The sequence below is a fragment of the Stomatobaculum sp. F0698 genome, from assembly GCF_030644385.1.
Classification (GTDB): domain Bacteria; phylum Bacillota; class Clostridia; order Lachnospirales; family Lachnospiraceae; genus Moryella.
The window spans coordinates 1504801-1520127 of the sequence record NZ_CP130060.1 but is presented as its reverse complement, the minus strand read 5'-3'; the positions used below and the strand labels follow the sequence as shown (position 1 = coordinate 1520127).

14 protein-coding genes, 1 pseudogene and 1 CRISPR repeat array are annotated in these 15327 nt (G+C 51.6%); of the genes and pseudogenes, 10 read left to right on the top strand and 5 right to left on the bottom strand.

The window, feature by feature from the left end; genetic code table 11:
- Positions 1 to 6: 6 nt before the first annotated feature.
- From cas6e to QU660_RS06845, 5 genes are all read left to right on the top strand, one after another.
- Positions 7 to 642, top strand: coding sequence for a type I-E CRISPR-associated protein Cas6/Cse3/CasE (gene cas6e, locus QU660_RS06865; protein WP_304945790.1), 636 nt, complete (start codon positions 7 to 9; stop codon positions 640 to 642).
- Between the two features lie 8 nt (positions 643 to 650).
- A complete protein-coding gene (cas1e, locus tag QU660_RS06860) occupies positions 651 to 1595 on the top strand; it encodes a type I-E CRISPR-associated endonuclease Cas1e (protein WP_304945789.1) in 945 nt (314 codons plus the stop codon).
- The gene (cas2e, locus tag QU660_RS06855) at positions 1592 to 2491 is read left to right on the top strand and encodes a type I-E CRISPR-associated endoribonuclease Cas2e (protein ID WP_304945788.1); all 900 of its coding nucleotides are present in this window, start codon (positions 1592 to 1594) and stop codon (positions 2489 to 2491) included. The genes cas1e and cas2e overlap by 4 nt, the downstream gene beginning before the upstream one ends.
- Positions 2492 to 2523: 32 nt before the next feature.
- Positions 2524 to 6822: a CRISPR direct-repeat array (repeat unit 28 nt; unit sequence GTTTTCCCCGCACACGCGGGGGTGATCC).
- An 84-nt stretch (positions 6823 to 6906) separates the two neighbouring features.
- The gene (locus QU660_RS06850; protein WP_304945787.1) at positions 6907 to 7101 is read left to right on the top strand and encodes a hypothetical protein; all 195 of its coding nucleotides are present in this window, start codon (positions 6907 to 6909) and stop codon (positions 7099 to 7101) included.
- 526 nt (positions 7102 to 7627) lie between these two features.
- Positions 7628 to 7831 (top strand): hypothetical protein, encoded by a 204-nt coding sequence (locus QU660_RS06845; protein ID WP_304945786.1) that lies wholly within the window; start codon positions 7628 to 7630, stop codon positions 7829 to 7831.
- A gap of 449 nt (positions 7832 to 8280) precedes the next feature.
- Here QU660_RS06845 and QU660_RS06840 read toward each other — a convergent pair whose 3' ends face one another.
- From QU660_RS06840 to QU660_RS06830, 3 genes and pseudogenes are all read right to left on the bottom strand, one after another.
- Complete coding sequence (locus QU660_RS06840) at positions 8281 to 8679, bottom strand: hypothetical protein (RefSeq protein ID WP_304945785.1); 399 nt, start codon at positions 8677 to 8679, stop codon at positions 8281 to 8283.
- A gap of 693 nt (positions 8680 to 9372) precedes the next feature.
- A pseudogene (locus tag QU660_RS06835) lies at positions 9373 to 9639 on the bottom strand (DUF4417 domain-containing protein); the annotation flags it as partial.
- A gap of 491 nt (positions 9640 to 10130) precedes the next feature.
- On the bottom strand, positions 10131 to 10307 hold the full coding sequence (locus QU660_RS06830) for a hypothetical protein (protein ID WP_304945784.1): 177 nt from the start codon (positions 10305 to 10307) through the stop codon (positions 10131 to 10133).
- 596 nt (positions 10308 to 10903) lie between these two features.
- Here QU660_RS06830 and QU660_RS06825 point away from each other — a divergent pair.
- The 4 genes from QU660_RS06825 (at position 10904) to QU660_RS06810 (ending at position 12997) form a co-directional block, all read left to right on the top strand.
- Complete coding sequence (locus tag QU660_RS06825; protein WP_304945783.1) at positions 10904 to 11155, top strand: transposase; 252 nt, start codon at positions 10904 to 10906, stop codon at positions 11153 to 11155.
- Positions 11156 to 11568: 413 nt separating this feature from the next.
- Complete coding sequence (locus QU660_RS06820; protein WP_304945782.1) at positions 11569 to 11784, top strand: transposon-transfer assisting family protein; 216 nt, start codon at positions 11569 to 11571, stop codon at positions 11782 to 11784.
- 156 nt (positions 11785 to 11940) lie between these two features.
- Positions 11941 to 12795, top strand: coding sequence for a PBECR4 domain-containing protein (locus tag QU660_RS06815; protein WP_304945781.1), 855 nt, complete (start codon positions 11941 to 11943; stop codon positions 12793 to 12795).
- Complete coding sequence (locus QU660_RS06810; protein ID WP_304945780.1) at positions 12779 to 12997, top strand: hypothetical protein; 219 nt, start codon at positions 12779 to 12781, stop codon at positions 12995 to 12997. The genes QU660_RS06815 and QU660_RS06810 overlap by 17 nt, the downstream gene beginning before the upstream one ends.
- 88 nt (positions 12998 to 13085) lie before the next feature.
- Here QU660_RS06810 and QU660_RS06805 read toward each other — a convergent pair whose 3' ends face one another.
- The gene (locus tag QU660_RS06805; RefSeq protein ID WP_304945779.1) at positions 13086 to 13310 is read right to left on the bottom strand and encodes a hypothetical protein; all 225 of its coding nucleotides are present in this window, start codon (positions 13308 to 13310) and stop codon (positions 13086 to 13088) included.
- Between the two features lie 79 nt (positions 13311 to 13389).
- The gene (locus QU660_RS06800; protein WP_304945778.1) at positions 13390 to 13995 is read right to left on the bottom strand and encodes a hypothetical protein; all 606 of its coding nucleotides are present in this window, start codon (positions 13993 to 13995) and stop codon (positions 13390 to 13392) included.
- Positions 13996 to 14482: 487 nt separating this feature from the next.
- Here QU660_RS06800 and QU660_RS06795 point away from each other — a divergent pair, with 487 nt between their 5' ends.
- The gene (locus QU660_RS06795) at positions 14483 to 15325 is read left to right on the top strand and encodes a CAP domain-containing protein (protein ID WP_304945777.1); all 843 of its coding nucleotides are present in this window, start codon (positions 14483 to 14485) and stop codon (positions 15323 to 15325) included.
- Positions 15326 to 15327 lie beyond the last annotated feature (2 nt).

Below are 15327 nucleotides of genomic sequence, written 5' to 3'. Positions count from 1 at the left end.
GAGGATATGTATCTGACAAGAATGGAATTAGATACAGACAAAAGAAGCACAAGGAGACTCCTCAGCTCCCGCAGTAAAATCCACGGGATGGTGGAAAGTGCCTTTGCCGGAAGCAGAGAGCGGAGACTCTGGCGCTTGGATTCACTTGGAGGTAGGCTTTATATCCTTGTACTCAGTGAAGAAAAACCCAATTTGGAGGCTGCGGTACGTGAATACGGGAATCCGAAAGAAGGCTTTTTGACGAGAGAGTATGAATCTCTCTTAGCGCGCATTACCGACCAGAGCCGGTGGCGTTTTCGCCTAGTCGCGAATCCAACGCAGAGCATTTCTCGTGCAAGCACAGGGCAACGCGGCGAGGTAAGGGCTTGCGTGGGCGCAGAGCAGCAAGAGAGTTGGCTCAAGAAACGAGCTGAAAAGAATGGGTTTACGCTGGAAGAAGGAGGCTTTCGCGCTGTCGGAAACAGTTGGCACATTTTCCATAAGCGGGAAGAAAAAGACAAGTCTGTTTCTCTGCGAGAAGTGAGTTACGAAGGCATTTTAACTGTAACGGATGTAGAAAAATTCAAAGAGCTTCTGTGCCGCGGGATGGGCAGAGGAAGAGCTTACGGCATGGGATTGCTCACCATTATGCGTCTGCCCTGAGGTGAGAAATGAAGGAGATTCCAGGCATCATACGCCCGGAATTACAACAGTTGCCACAGGTCAAGGATCGAATGACCTTTCTGTATCTGGAGCGCTGCAAGTTGAATCGACGTGACGGTGCGATTGAAGTGATAGACGATGACGGTACGGTAGATATTCCGGCAGCAGCCATCTCGGTACTGATGCTGGGGCCGGGCAGCAGTATTACGCATCGTGCGATGGAACTGATCGGAGATGCAGGTGTTACTGTCATTTGGGTTGGAGAGCACGGCGTTCGCTATTATGCGAGCGGACGCCCGCTCACCAAGCGAGCGGGTCTTTTGTTGCAACAAGCCAAATTAGTTAGTAATCAGCGGTTACATTTGGCTGTCGTGCGAAAGATGTATGCAATGCGCTTTCCTTCAGAAGATGTAAGCAAGTTAACGTTACAGCAACTTCGCGGACGTGAGGGAAGCCGTGTGCGGGAAATATACCGCAAGCTATCCAAGCAATACGACGTTTCATGGTCCGGCAGAGAATACAATCCAGAGGATTTTTTTGAAAGCAATGCGGTGAATCAAGCACTCAGTGCAGGGCATGTGTGTCTTTACGGGCTTGCGCATGCAGTTATTGTTGCTTTGGGATGTTCCCCGGGACTCGGTTTTGTTCATGTCGGACATGAACTCTCATTTGTATATGATATTGCAGACCTTTACAAAGCTCAGGTGACTATCCCTATCGCATTTGAAGCGGCTTCGCAAGATTTGCCGGACTTGCCCGCTTATGTCAGAAGGAAGACTCGTGATGCGATGGTAGAGCAGCACATTTTAGAGCGAATGATACGAGATTTGCACTATTTGCTTGCAGATGAGGGGGAAGAAGCGGGAGAGGAAGAGAGTGCGGTTTACCTTTGGGATGACATAAGAGATACTGTTCCAAACGCCACCTCATATCGGATGGGTGATACACCATGATAGTGATTACACTTACCGATTGTCCCCCCAAGGTGCGAGGGGATTTGTCTAAATGGTTGCTTGAAATTTCGACAGGCGTTTATGTTGGGAATCTCAGTGCACGCGTTCGCGATGAACTTTGGAGACGCATTTGTGAGCACGTCAAAGATGGCAGAGCGACCATGGTTTACAGCAGCAACGGAGAGCAGAAACTAGACTTTGCAATTCATAATACCAGTTGGCTGCCGGTGGATTATGACGGCATCAAGTTGGTGAGAAAGCCCGGAATAAAAAAACGAGAAAAGAATTCCGAACAAGTTGAGACAGAAAAAGCTGCAATGAGCCGTGCAGAGACATGCTATCAGATGCAGCAGATTCAGAAGCATCAGGCACGCAAACGGAGTACAGCTGAGTATGTAGTCCTGGATGTAGAGACGACCGGACTCAATATAGCGCATGACCGGATGATTGAAGTTGCAGCTATCCGGGTAGAAAAAGGGCAAGAAGTTTCCTGCTATAGCAGTTTGATTCACTGCGATTCTTTACCAGAGACAATCGTTGAATTGACCGGAATTACTCAGGATCAGCTAAAAAATGAGGGAAGGCCGATTGCACAGGTGCTCAAAGAGCTACTGGAGTTCATCGGAGATACTCGAATTGTGAGCCACAATGCAAGCTTTGATTGGCGCTTCCTGCAGCAGGCTTGCAAGCAAAACGATATCTTGCCGGGACATCCCCACATTACCGATACACTGAATCTTGCACGGCAAAAGATAGAAGAGGTGGAAGATTACAAACTCTTGACCTTATCAAAGTACTTTCATTTTGCTATACTGGAGCCGCACAGGGCGCTCGCTGACTGCCGCTTGACGCATCAGCTCTACGAGAAGTTAAAGAGGATTGAGGCTGAGGACTAGGATCAACCACGGAAATACGCCATTTCCAAAGTGTTTTCCCCGCACACGCGGGGGTGATCCTTCCTCCGCCTCTGTCCGCCCGTAGCTTCCGCCGTTTTCCCCGCACACGCGGGGGTGATCCTATATCGCAGCCGCTCAAAGGCCTTTTCATACTGTTTTCCCCGCACACGCGGGGGTGATCCATTTTTTTGGCGTCCGTTTATGCGGACGCCTTTTGTTTTCCCCGCACACGCGGGGGTGATCCTCCAGTAGCCAAAAACTTCGGCTTTCATGTTATGTTTTCCCCGCACACGCGGGGGTGATCCCGAGAGAATGCACGCATACGAGTTTGACCCGAAGTTTTCCCCGCACACGCGGGGGTGATCCCCTATAGCGCGGTCATGGCTGCTGTCTATCAGGGTTTTCCCCGCACACGCGGGGGTGATCCTACATCGCTTCCGTTCTTTGTAACGGTCGCTACGTTTTCCCCGCACACGCGGGGGTGATCCTTTTCGCCTGTCAAGTTCTTGTAAGTTTCGGCAGTTTTCCCCGCACACGCGGGGGTGATCCTTCCGTACCGCTTGCCGAGAAGCTCCGCGGCTTGTTTTCCCCGCACACGCGGGGGTGATCCCGCCCGCACGCTCTGGATGCACGCGCCTGCCCAGTTTTCCCCGCACACGCGGGGGTGATCCTGCGCTTTCCATCGCCCGCTGACTACTGCGGCCGTTTTCCCCGCACACGCGGGGGTGATCCCGGCATCGTGATCATGTTGCCGCCCAGCGGCGTGTTTTCCCCGCACACGCGGGGGTGATCCTTTTGACAACGGCAATGTTATAAGTTTCAGCGAGTTTTCCCCGCACACGCGGGGGTGATCCTTGTTGGCGCGATTCCAAGCGTGCCTATAAATTGTTTTCCCCGCACACGCGGGGGTGATCCTAATCCAGCGTTAACTGAAACTCAACGGTATAAGTTTTCCCCGCACACGCGGGGGTGATCCTGCTTGTGGTTGCATAGTATCTAACACCGTCAAGTTTTCCCCGCACACGCGGGGGTGATCCTTGTTAAGTTCCTTTAATCCGAAAATATTGCCCGTTTTCCCCGCACACGCGGGGGTGATCCCAACCACGCATATATACAGGGGAACTTACAATAGTTTTCCCCGCACACGCGGGGGTGATCCTCGCGATATGATAAGGCCATCACACAGACAAAGGTTTTCCCCGCACACGCGGGGGTGATCCTACACAATACCGGAGCACTGCACAAATTTAAGAGTTTTCCCCGCACACGCGGGGGTGATCCTGCTTCCGCACGGAGCTCTGCAGCGTTTTCGGTGTTTTCCCCGCACACGCGGGGGTGATCCTATGACTCACAGCTCAACCCCCTCTATCCTCTCGTTTTCCCCGCACACGCGGGGGTGATCCCGGTTAGCAGGAGGTGAGTCTTGCGGGTCCGGCGTTTTCCCCGCACACGCGGGGGTGATCCTTTCCTCTACATTTTCCATGAGAAGGACTTTCGGTTTTCCCCGCACACGCGGGGGTGATCCTGACCACCTTATCCGCGCCGAGGATTGCACCTGGTTTTCCCCGCACACGCGGGGGTGATCCTTTTATCAGAGAACTCAGGAAATCAACGGCGTGGTTTTCCCCGCACACGCGGGGGTGATCCTATAAGCGCTCTTGTTTTCATGTGTTATTGTCCGTTTTCCCCGCACACGCGGGGGTGATCCTCGTGATTCCGGAGCGGTCCTTTTTGCGTGCAGGTTTTCCCCGCACACGCGGGGGTGATCCTCCGCAGGCGCAGCGCTTCCGGGCTCTCCGGAAGTTTTCCCCGCACACGCGGGGGTGATCCCTTCGGATGCTTTCCGGAGAGATTACTCAGGAGGTTTTCCCCGCACACGCGGGGGTGATCCCGCTCGCACGCTCTGGATGCACGCGCCTGCCCAGTTTTCCCCGCACACGCGGGGGTGATCCTGCTCCGGTACGACTACCATGTTTGCAAACTTCGTTTTCCCCGCACACGCGGGGGTGATCCTGCCCTGCAGGATAACGTTCTTGTAGGTGAAACGTTTTCCCCGCACACGCGGGGGTGATCCCTGTACGCCGAGGTCGTGAAGCATTTTGTTGAGGTTTTCCCCGCACACGCGGGGGTGATCCTTTCCGAAGGATATTTTGACCTCGGCTCTGAGAGTTTTCCCCGCACACGCGGGGGTGATCCTCGTGCTGCGCTCTAAATCCCAGGGCTCTGCATGTTTTCCCCGCACACGCGGGGGTGATCCTTGCGCGGGACGGCATCCGCATTCTTTCCAGAAGTTTTCCCCGCACACGCGGGGGTGATCCTTTAGCATTATTTTAGAAACCTGCTTTAACGCTGTTTTCCCCGCACACGCGGGGGTGATCCTGATTCTCTGTCCATCATCCGTGACTGTCCAAGGTTTTCCCCGCACACGCGGGGGTGATCCTATATGCGGATCTGGACGGAGTACCGGAAAAGGGTTTTCCCCGCACACGCGGGGGTGATCCTACACAAATTTCGACAACGGCAGGAACGCAATCGTTTTCCCCGCACACGCGGGGGTGATCCTCCGCTCAAGCTGCGGTCTCTGCTTGTAGTCAAGTTTTCCCCGCACACGCGGGGGTGATCCCCGCGAGCCGTCATCTATGTATACGGTACCGACGTTTTCCCCGCACACGCGGGGGTGATCCTATGCCGAGATTCTTACTAATCTTGACGCATTAGTTTTCCCCGCACACGCGGGGGTGATCCTCAGAGTCAAGACCGCTGCGGAACCGGCAAAGAGTTTTCCCCGCACACGCGGGGGTGATCCTATCTAACGCTATCAACAAAAAACTGCCCTTCTGTTTTCCCCGCACACGCGGGGGTGATCCTTTCCCCATGTGATACTATGTTTGTCCGTAGAAGTTTTCCCCGCACACGCGGGGGTGATCCTCCAGCTCTCTGCCCTCTGCGAGGTCGCCCGTTGTTTTCCCCGCACACGCGGGGGTGATCCTATGCCGAGATTCTTACAAATCTTGATGCGTTAGTTTTCCCCGCACACGCGGGGGTGATCCCTGCATCTCTTCATCGTTTTCACTCGTGATATAGTTTTCCCCGCACACGCGGGGGTGATCCTCATAGACGGCTGTTTGCACATAGAAGAAATGTGTTTTCCCCGCACACGCGGGGGTGATCCTAATATGCTGGCTGCTTTGTCTGAATTTGTTGAGTTTTCCCCGCACACGCGGGGGTGATCCTGAACGCAGAAACACGAGAAGAACGAGAAGAACGTTTTCCCCGCACACGCGGGGGTGATCCCCAGCACGGGACAACCACCAAGCAGACTACACAGTTTTCCCCGCACACGCGGGGGTGATCCCTCCGTCGCCCCCGCCTGCGCGTATCAGCTCCTGTTTTCCCCGCACACGCGGGGGTGATCCTGCGTGACCACTGCCGCGACCACAAGGGCGACTGTTTTCCCCGCACACGCGGGGGTGATCCTGTCAACATTTATATAAAACAACGGGGTTTATAGTTTTCCCCGCACACGCGGGGGTGATCCTAATGACATATCCAGAATAAAAATCTGAACTTGGTTTTCCCCGCACACGCGGGGGTGATCCTATCACCACCGCCGTGAGAGGCGAGATGTCTCCGTTTTCCCCGCACACGCGGGGGTGATCCTACGACCTGATTCATCCGTCTACCTCCGTGAAAGTTTTCCCCGCACACGCGGGGGTGATCCCTGTATAGCCGCCGTCAGCGTCTCCGCCCTCCCGTTTTCCCCGCACACGCGGGGGTGATCCCTCTACGCGCTCAAACTTCGGACCGTCCTCCTTGTTTTCCCCGCACACGCGGGGGTGATCCCTCGACCACCCCCGACGCCGCGCGGATGATGCCGTTTTCCCCGCACACGCGGGGGTGATCCCTTTGATGCGGGGATTTTTAAGGCGTGCACAGGGTTTTCCCCGCACACGCGGGGGTGATCCTCGCCGCCCACGGCAGTAACTTCCGCCGCACGGGTTTTCCCCGCACACGCGGGGGTGATCCCAGGCGCGTTAATCGGCATGGCGTTAGGTGGTCGTTTTCCCCGCACACGCGGGGGTGATCCCGCCATCGAGGTACTGAAAAAGGAAAAGGACAAGTTTTCCCCGCACACGCGGAGGTGATCCCTATCTCGATGTACCCAAGGGCAAACTCAAGGAGTTTTCCCCGCACACGCGGGGGTGATCCTGTCGATGCTGTGGAAATCTCTAAGCGCGGCGGGTTTTCCCCGCACACGCGGGGGTGATCCCGAGGTGGGCGGAAAGCATCTGATTGATGGTTTGTTTTCCCCGCATGCGCGGGGGTGATCCCGACTAAGGTAATGGCCACATGGATTCAGTATGGTGATGATTACCGTTTGACCAGTGTATACGTTACGAACAGGAGCTGAGATAATGGAGCGATATTCACAGTATTCTAAAGTGATTTTGAAAGATGGTAGGACAGCTACGGTAGTGGAGATTCTGAAAGAAAACGTCGAGTATATCGTAGATGTAGACTTAGAGGGTCCTGATTGGGATACGATTGAAGTCAGTGCAGATGAGATTTCAGGGTTACTCAAGGATAAAGAGGGCGCTGGGCTACAGTAGTTTTCCCCGCATGCGCGGGGGTGACCCCTCTCGCGAGTTCGGGGGCAGCTCGTCGCCGCGCTTGCGCTTGAGCTCGGATGGAGTGCACAGACGCTTTGCGATATCACTATCGGAGATTAAGGCGGAGCCGCCATGGCTGTACTCTGCCCAGCTAGAGGCGCCGTTGAGTAGAGCAGAGCGTTCTAGCTCGGTTGCGGAGGCGTCTATGAAGGCGTCCGGTAGATCAAGCGCGTAAACGGTAACGCCGTGATTCCACGCGCTGCGGTCTTTGCGTGCGTGAGAAGCTCGCGAGTAGCAGTAAGGGCGGAAGAGTTGACTGTCATGGTACATCTCCTTTCGGGTGTGCGCCGCACTCGCGGCGCTTGCTTGAGATGGCCTTATGATAACGCTGATGTGCAGACAACTAGATGCCAGAAAAATCCAAAAAACAAAGAGCAAAAAAATGCGAGAAATGCTGTATGCACAACTGCGGAGGTATGTGTTAGTATGAGAGGACAGGAAAAAAACGCGCGAGAGTGGGGGCTACATGGATAAGAGCAGAACGCAGAAGATCAACGCCTATAAAAAGCGCGTATACAAGCGCTTTATGCTGGAGCTGAAAAAGGAGGACTTTGAGCGAGTACGTGCCGTAGCCGATGCGACGTGCGAGACGGTGAGCGGCTTTATAAAGCGAGTACTTGCGGAGCATATAGGAGACACGGCGAATCGGGATGGCGTAGGCGGGCGTTAAGAGGTGAAAAGCGAGGTTGAAAGGGGCAAGTAAAAAGGAGGGCATAGGCCCGCCTTTTCTTTGTTCCGTAGAGGAGTCAGCATGCATCCGACAGCGCTCGGCGGAGCAGCGTCCGCCTTCATAGAGCGCCAAAGAGAGCTATATATAGTGGCCGTTTTCGTGTGCCCGTCTGCGAGGTAAGCGCTTTGCGAGATAGCTATATCATACCGCCCCACGCCTGCAAGCGCGGCGCGCTATGACTAGCGGCGGAGCCGGTGCGAGGCGCGAGACATCGTGTCGCATGTGGACGCTGCAAGCACGCACATACCAGGCGCAAGCACATGCCCGCTTATGAGATACACGACATAGAAAACGCACATAGCTATAAAAAAGATATTTTCTTTCATGCGGTTTATGCTAGAATAAAAAAGAGGAAACCCGCTGCACACGCGGTGGATTCCCTACACCTATTAGCGGAGCAGGCTATATTGGTGATGAAGCGTTTTTGACAGCTCGTGTAGTAGTGCGACGACTACGGGTAGTAGATGGTGTCCATGGGTATAGACTACATGCACTTTTACGATAGCGCCGAGCGCGTATGCTGTGGCTGATATCCAGCTAAAACGCTTCTTTTTTCTTGCTCTTTTTCTTCGCATAGCACTTCCTCCGTTTTCCCCGCATGCGCGGGGGTAATCCCTTGCTTCATCATGCTTTTCACTTTGGGATTCACCACTGCACAGTTTAGTGCTTCTTTTAACCGCTCCCGTACCTCTTTTTTCGCCTTCTGGATTTCCCGGAGGCAATGCCGCCATTTCTCCCTCGATCCCTTGCTTCATCACTGCTTCGAACCGGACCCATGTTCTTTTCATTATTCATCCTCTCACCAGTTCATTTTCTCTGTTTCTCGGGCCATCTGTACCCCATATTTTCCTCTTTTCTGCACAGCAAAAAGGACCGCATCTCTGCGATCCTTTACGCAAATCCCCGGATTTGCACCGGGCTCCAATGGCATTCCTTCGTATGCTAGTCTTTGCTTTTCCTAATGTCCCACACTCTTAAAATAGTGTCAAGTGTTTTTTGCTCTCTCACTGATAGACTTCGCGTCTTTCCATCATGCATATAACCCAAATGTGTATGTGGTGTAGGAATAACCACATCGCCGATGCGATGTGCGTTGCTGCTGATATCAATTTGCTTTCGCTTTTTACCTTTTTATCATAATATGTTACTGTTTTGGCGTATCCTGATTTTTCCCTCCAAGCGTAACATATATGCAATCTCTCGTTCTCGTTTCCAAAGGTGCCTTTGAAGATCCGGATTTCACCTTTATAAACTTAATGTTGCGATATTGATCCACAAACTGATATTCATCTCCATAAGTGTCCCGCGCGTCTCCCACGTGATAACCACCGCTTGCCCCTCTTTCCCCATCAACCGAACTTCCTCGCGCTGACGAATCTCACCGGAAGCGACCCAAAATCATAGTCGGGTTTGGATCCATAGCAAAGAATTCCAGACGACCTTAGCCTTTGCCCCGCTTCATTCATTCCAGCAGCCCAAACTTATTGCGCACTCTTGTTACGCATCACCCCAACTGTTGATACGGCAACCACGCCGCCTTGCTCCAGCATCTCAAAGCAAAAAGAAAAGGTTTCGGGCTCAGCCCAACTAAGCGTTGAAATAACCACTATGTCGGCATCCTGCATCATCTGACCAATAAGCCGAGAGCGATACACATTCCAAATTTTCATAGCCATGGGTATATCCATATATAAGCTAAAATCTAGCGTCAGGGCACACGGGAATTCCCTCAAACGTTCTATATAAGGATAGGGGTCATTTCAAAGTCGTTCAAACTGATAGTCGTCAATAAAAAAAAGAAACCCGGAGTCTCGTCGGTCTGTGCTTAAAACATAATTGAATCGTTTTCCCCGCACACGCGGGGGGGGATTGCGACGGGACGAAACATCCCCCGCTTTATCCGGTTTTTCCCCGCATGCGGGGGGCCCGCTGCACACGTCCGCGCGATGCGAGCCGCTGTCGTCGTGAAGAGCTGCATGCCAACGGCGACGTGACGAGCTACATACATGGACGTGGGACATCTAGAGGTCGGTCCGATGCTTCAGCATATACAGCAGATAGCAAGCGGTGGATACTACAAGCACTATGCTAGGGACAAGCGCCCCCCGCCGAGTAGGAAAAGCGCGACGCAAGCCCATACAAAGCCCATTCGTAGCAGGAGTGTACTTTTCATGGAGTTCAAGCTATACTAGAAAAGAACCGAGCGCCGGTTGCGGCCGGCGCCCGCTTCTCGCGAGCATTAGCTCGCGATTAGATAAAGCGTTTTGAGCAGCTTCATCGTCGCTTGTACTATGCCAGGTGCATAGGTGATTGCCATATGCACGGTAGAGATTATGGCAGATATAGCCGTGCAGTATTCAGCGAAGAGTTTGAGCTTTTCAAGACGCTTATCTTTTTTTGCTCTTTTCCGTTTCACAGCTTTTTCCTCCTTTCATTTTTCTCGCTTTGCTTGCGGTGCTGTCACAGTTTTCTTCGCATACGCGGGGTAATCCCGGCACTTGATCCACATCCATTTTACAAACCACGTTTTCCCCGCATACGCGGAGATGATCCTGCCTCCGGCCTGCTCACTGCCGCGCTCACGCTGTTTTCCCCGCACACGCGGGGGTGATCCAAATCGGAGATTTTGGAGATACCAGATTATCGAGTTTTCCCCGCACACGCGGGGGTGATCCGGTTTATACCACCGACGTGATTCTGACGAGCCAGTTTTCCCCGCACACGCGGGGGTGATCCGGGGGTGTGAGATGGCAGAGTGTACCATCATGGCTTTTCCCCGCACACGCGGGGGTGATTCGCTGAAAGTACAGCTTTTGTCGTATGCAGCCACCTTTTCCCCGCACACGCGGGGGTGATCCCGAGGCGCTGATTAACGGGGGCTTGGGTCTTTGGTTTTCCCCGCATGCGCGGGGGTAATCCCAAGTTGCATTCAAAGAATTAAGGTTGTTCCAACTTTTCCCCGCATGCGCGGGGGTAATCCTAGAGTCATAGAGTTAAAGGAGCGCGGAGAATATGAGAGAACTGACAAACGATGAATGGGAGTATATAGTTTCGAGAGTTCTGCGAAACGCTAAAGACGCGGCAGAAGAGGCGAGACAACTGCCCTATAGGGAATACAAGGCGGGACGGGCTCTCGCGTATTATGAAGCGCTGGACACAATAAAAAATGAGCTTCTGGCCCGCGATGCGGACGTGAGAAAGTTCGGACTTGATATCAATCTGAATGATCTACTATCTTCGCACGGCGAAGCTCATAATGGATAACTCTGGTAATATATCTGGCCACAGCAACACCAACTGAATAACAGTAACGTAAGCACAGTTTTCCCCGCATGAGCGGGGGTGATCCAACACCTATGCCCCGCGGACGCGCTAAGGCGCGGTTTTCCCCGCACACGCGGGGGTGATTCGTGATAATCTCAGCCTGTGGTTTTGATGGAATAGTTTTCCCTGCATGCGCAGGGGTAATCCCCCGTTGTACATAGAGACTAAGAGCTACCGGGTGTTATTGCCGCACACACGAAGAGAATCCGGCGCGTACAAAGTCAAATAGGGAATCTGAGGAGTTTCCCCCAACATCTGCTTTCGTTTTAAAGAAAGCGGATTTGTACTCCAAGGAGTCCCATCAATCTGATAAGCAGACAGCGGAACAAACCAATGAAAAGGAGAAAATGAACATGGCTTTTTCAATAGAAGAACGAACTCTAATAGAGCTCTATTCAGATTTGGGAAGTTCGTCTCTCGAAAAGGTGATGCAGAATATAGAGCACAATCTTCCCGCAATAGAAGACTCTGAATTGGTCGAGCAACTAACAAGCCTTCTCCATAAGCTTTCTGCGCTTACAGATGCCGACTTCCGGAAGATTGATTTTACAGATATCATTGGATACTAATTGATTTATCTCGTTTGTTCTGGTATACTAAACATGCAGACATTTAGTCTGCGGTGGGCTGACACCTTAATTCGACGCTCGATATGATTAGCGTAAACATATCTGGTGGGCTTGCACATGAGGAGCCGTAAGGTAGCAAGAAATCGTGCCGAACGAATGGGTCGGCGAGCTGGCGAACAGCGAAAAAATCAGCCGCCAAGAGGGAACATTAGCACTGCGGTGCCAATGTTCCCTCTTGAAATTTTAGGAGAAAACGCAATGAAAATCTCGAAGAGGCTTGCAACAAGAATCATCGTATGCTGTGCGAGGGAATACCACAATAACCTGGAGAACCGAAATCTATTAATTGTATACGGTTCTCCAAGCAAGCCGGACTTCTTTGAAACTATTTTTCTGCCAAGTAATTTTCTTCATCTCACGGGAGTCAGGCCTGTCTCTGATAAGATTCTGAGCAGCAGTGTTTTCTATCAGAAGGCCATGAATGGAATTCTAAATCCGAATGACTTCTCTATGGCGGTGAATGGAACAACTGAGAGAAAACTCTCCGTTCTCCCATGGCTAACCAAAGTACATCTCATAGCTAAAATGGTCGGTACCTACAATCCCGTTCGATCTATGCAATATACCGATAAACTGGTTGGAAATACAAAAGCGTTTCTGGGATTCATTTTCCAAAATGGATTTTATATACCGAATACTGCTCGTGAAGGGGATATCCGCAATTTCTCACTCTATCAGCCTCAAAAAGTTCTGGCTATATTCAGAAAACATGTTGACATTGGTCAGTATCAAGAACTGTGTTACATCGCGAAGGGGTTGGATGTCAATACTATTGTCTTGCCCAGAAATATAAAAAGGTGTTTGAAGCTACCTACGGTTGGAGCTACGATAGGTGACTTCCCTACACGCGTGGAAATAATCCGTATCAGTCACACGGACCCGGGAAATATTGTGCAAGTAAATTCTTCCTATTCAAAAGCGAAAGGAGAAAAACGTGATTATAACGGTTGAGCAGATTGAGGCGTTGAGACCTTACATCGAGAATATTGGGGAATTGATATCTGCCGATGATGTCGATGCGCTATTGGATGCTGTTGATGATGTGGTAGTAGATAACATTGTCTCGCATAATGATGAACCGGATGAGGAAGGGCGAAGAATTCAGAGGATATATGACGACATCGCTGCCCAGAATCACGTTTACTGGGATTAATGGAATGAAGGCGGCATGTCGTCCTTACCCCGCCCCCCTGAGCACAAAATAAGCACAGCCGTTATGGCTGTGCTTTCGTCGCTGTGATTCAGTTGTCTTGGTTATCGCCCGATAAATCGCAAGAATCCTTATGAATAGGTTTAATAGGTATCGAATACGGGCTCAGATATTGGTTGGTTATCTCTACCAGTCTGGCATAGATAGCTTGAATCTCCGGAGGCGCATCCGGGCGAAGCCCCCATCCTTTCGTAGCGGCGTAGGGCCTGACCTTATCAAACAATCGCTTCTCTTCTTCGGTGAACTTGATTCTCATTTAAACCTCCTTTCCCGCCTCACGGGGGGCGGCACACGTTCTTTTAGAACAATCAATCAAAGCATTTTATTTTTTAGACTTATTCCCATAGAATATCATCGAAATCAAAAAAAATGATCAAACCGTTATAGGGCTTATCCTGATTTGATTTGATAGCAAAGAAGGACTCAATATACGCTTCGGGATAAGAAATGCTTCCGTCGCCATCGAGATCGATTGGATGCAGTTCTCCTGCCTCACACTTCTCAATGAACTTATTCAGGTTGATTTTAATATCCATAAGGAAGCGATTCAGATCATCGCCCTGAAGATAATTGGGATTATCTACGCTGCCGATATAGTAATAATTTCCGTCGTCCGTCTCAGGCTCCCAATACCAGATCCAACCCTTATCTACTCTTGCAATGTAAACACCGGGGTATGCATCGGAGGCGTAGGCTTCTTTGAGCTTCTGCGCATATTGGTTGTTTTCGTCATAGGACGGAATGTTGTAGGGGCCGTATGTTCCGTCGTTATAGGTATACATCTTTACTTCGCGCTTAGGACTTGCACTTGTTTCTGCGGACGCTTCAACAGAAGTGCTTGCTGTGGTTTCAACTTCTTTTTTCTCGTTTCCGCAACCAATAAGGACAGATCCAAGCATCGCCACTGCCGTTATCAAAACAAAAATTCTCTTCTTTAACATTTCTGTCTCCTTTCGGCGTTTGCGATTCTTATTATACAACATGTTCATATGGGGGTCTACGATACTGCACTGCGAACTATCGGAGTAAAAATTTCAAAGGGGAAGATAGACACCGTAGTGTCTATCTTCCCCTTTGTCGGCTGATTTTTCCGCTGTCCGCCAGCCACCGGCACATTCGTCCGGCAAGGTTTCTTGCTGCCTTACGGCTCTTAATGTGCAAGCCCACTAGACGAGTTTACGCCGTTCTCGTCAGGCGTCGGATTTAGGTGTCAGCCCACCGTACAATTTAGTTATCAACTATTCTACCGGCGTAACAGCGCTATGTCAATAAGGGGCTTTTGGCTTGAAACCTTCATCGTGATGCATCTTTGAGACTTCCCTGATTCCAAGGGAGGAGCCGTCCTTTACATTTGTTCGGCGCGTGAGTAGAATGATAATTGTTAAGATTGCTTAAAGTTAAGCAATCATTTCAAAACAGGGGGCAGAGATGAAGAAGAGGGTTTTCCTTGCGGCTGCGGTGGCACTTGGCACCATGCTCATGGCTACGCCGGTTTTTGCCGGCAACAACGGTTGGAATCGTGACAACCGCGGCTGGTGGTATCAGTTTTCGAACGGTTCGTACGCGCGCTCTTCCTGGGTGTCGGTCAACAATTCCTGGTACTTCATGGATGCTTCCGGTTACATGCAGACCGGTTGGCTGAATGACGGAAGCGGTTGGTATTATCTGGACACCAACAACGGAAACATGTGCGTGGGTTGGGTCAATGTGAACGGGAACTGGTATTACATGAATCCCGCGAACGGCGGCCGCATGCTCGCAAACAGCTATACGCCGGACGGTTATTATGTGGACGGAAACGGAGTGTACCGGCCGGGCGTCGGCACCGCGCAGTCCGGCGGACAGGACAACAGTCAGAGCAGCGGACAGAACAGCACGCAGCTTTCCGAGGCGCAGTTTGAGGATCAGGTAATCGAGCTTGTGAATCAGGAGAGAGCAAAGCAGGGGATTTCGCCGGTTAAAAAGGACGCCGGGCTCACAAATACGGCGGATGTGCGTGCGGCGGAACTCGAAGTTTTGTTCTCGCATGACAGACCCGACGGCTCGGACTGCTTTACGGCGTATCCGAGAGGATTCGGCTATAAGGGTGAGAACATTGCCGCAGGCCAGAGAAATCCGGAAGAGGTAATGGATTCCTGGATGCATTCCAGCGGACACAGAGCCAATATTTTGAATCCGAATTATGACTCCATCGGTGTGGGGTATTCGAATCTGAACGGAAGGGCGAATTGGGTCCAGAACTTCGGCAAAAAGAACAGCGGTTGGAATTAAGG

Excerpts from the sequence above, each read along its gene's own strand:
- QU660_RS06850 (WP_304945787.1), top strand. The coding sequence starts at position 6,907 with ATGGAGCGATATTCACAGTATTCTAAAGTGATTTTGAAAGATGGTAGG.
- QU660_RS06820 (WP_304945782.1), top strand. The coding sequence starts at position 11,569 with ATGGCTTTTTCAATAGAAGAACGAACTCTAATAGAGCTCTATTCAGAT.
- cas1e (WP_304945789.1), top strand. The coding sequence starts at position 651 with ATGAAGGAGATTCCAGGCATCATACGCCCGGAATTACAACAGTTGCCA.
- QU660_RS06795 (WP_304945777.1), top strand. The coding sequence starts at position 14,483 with ATGAAGAAGAGGGTTTTCCTTGCGGCTGCGGTGGCACTTGGCACCATG.
- QU660_RS06840 (WP_304945785.1), bottom strand. The coding sequence starts at position 8,679 with ATGAAAAGAACATGGGTCCGGTTCGAAGCAGTGATGAAGCAAGGGATC.
- QU660_RS06825 (WP_304945783.1), top strand. The coding sequence starts at position 10,904 with ATGAGAGAACTGACAAACGATGAATGGGAGTATATAGTTTCGAGAGTT.
- QU660_RS06800 (WP_304945778.1), bottom strand. The coding sequence starts at position 13,995 with ATGTTAAAGAAGAGAATTTTTGTTTTGATAACGGCAGTGGCGATGCTT.
- cas6e (WP_304945790.1), top strand. The coding sequence starts at position 7 with ATGTATCTGACAAGAATGGAATTAGATACAGACAAAAGAAGCACAAGG.
- QU660_RS06815 (WP_304945781.1), top strand. The coding sequence starts at position 11,941 with ATGGGTCGGCGAGCTGGCGAACAGCGAAAAAATCAGCCGCCAAGAGGG.
- QU660_RS06845 (WP_304945786.1), top strand. The coding sequence starts at position 7,628 with ATGGATAAGAGCAGAACGCAGAAGATCAACGCCTATAAAAAGCGCGTA.
- cas2e (WP_304945788.1), top strand. The coding sequence starts at position 1,592 with ATGATAGTGATTACACTTACCGATTGTCCCCCCAAGGTGCGAGGGGAT.
- QU660_RS06805 (WP_304945779.1), bottom strand. The coding sequence starts at position 13,310 with ATGAGAATCAAGTTCACCGAAGAAGAGAAGCGATTGTTTGATAAGGTC.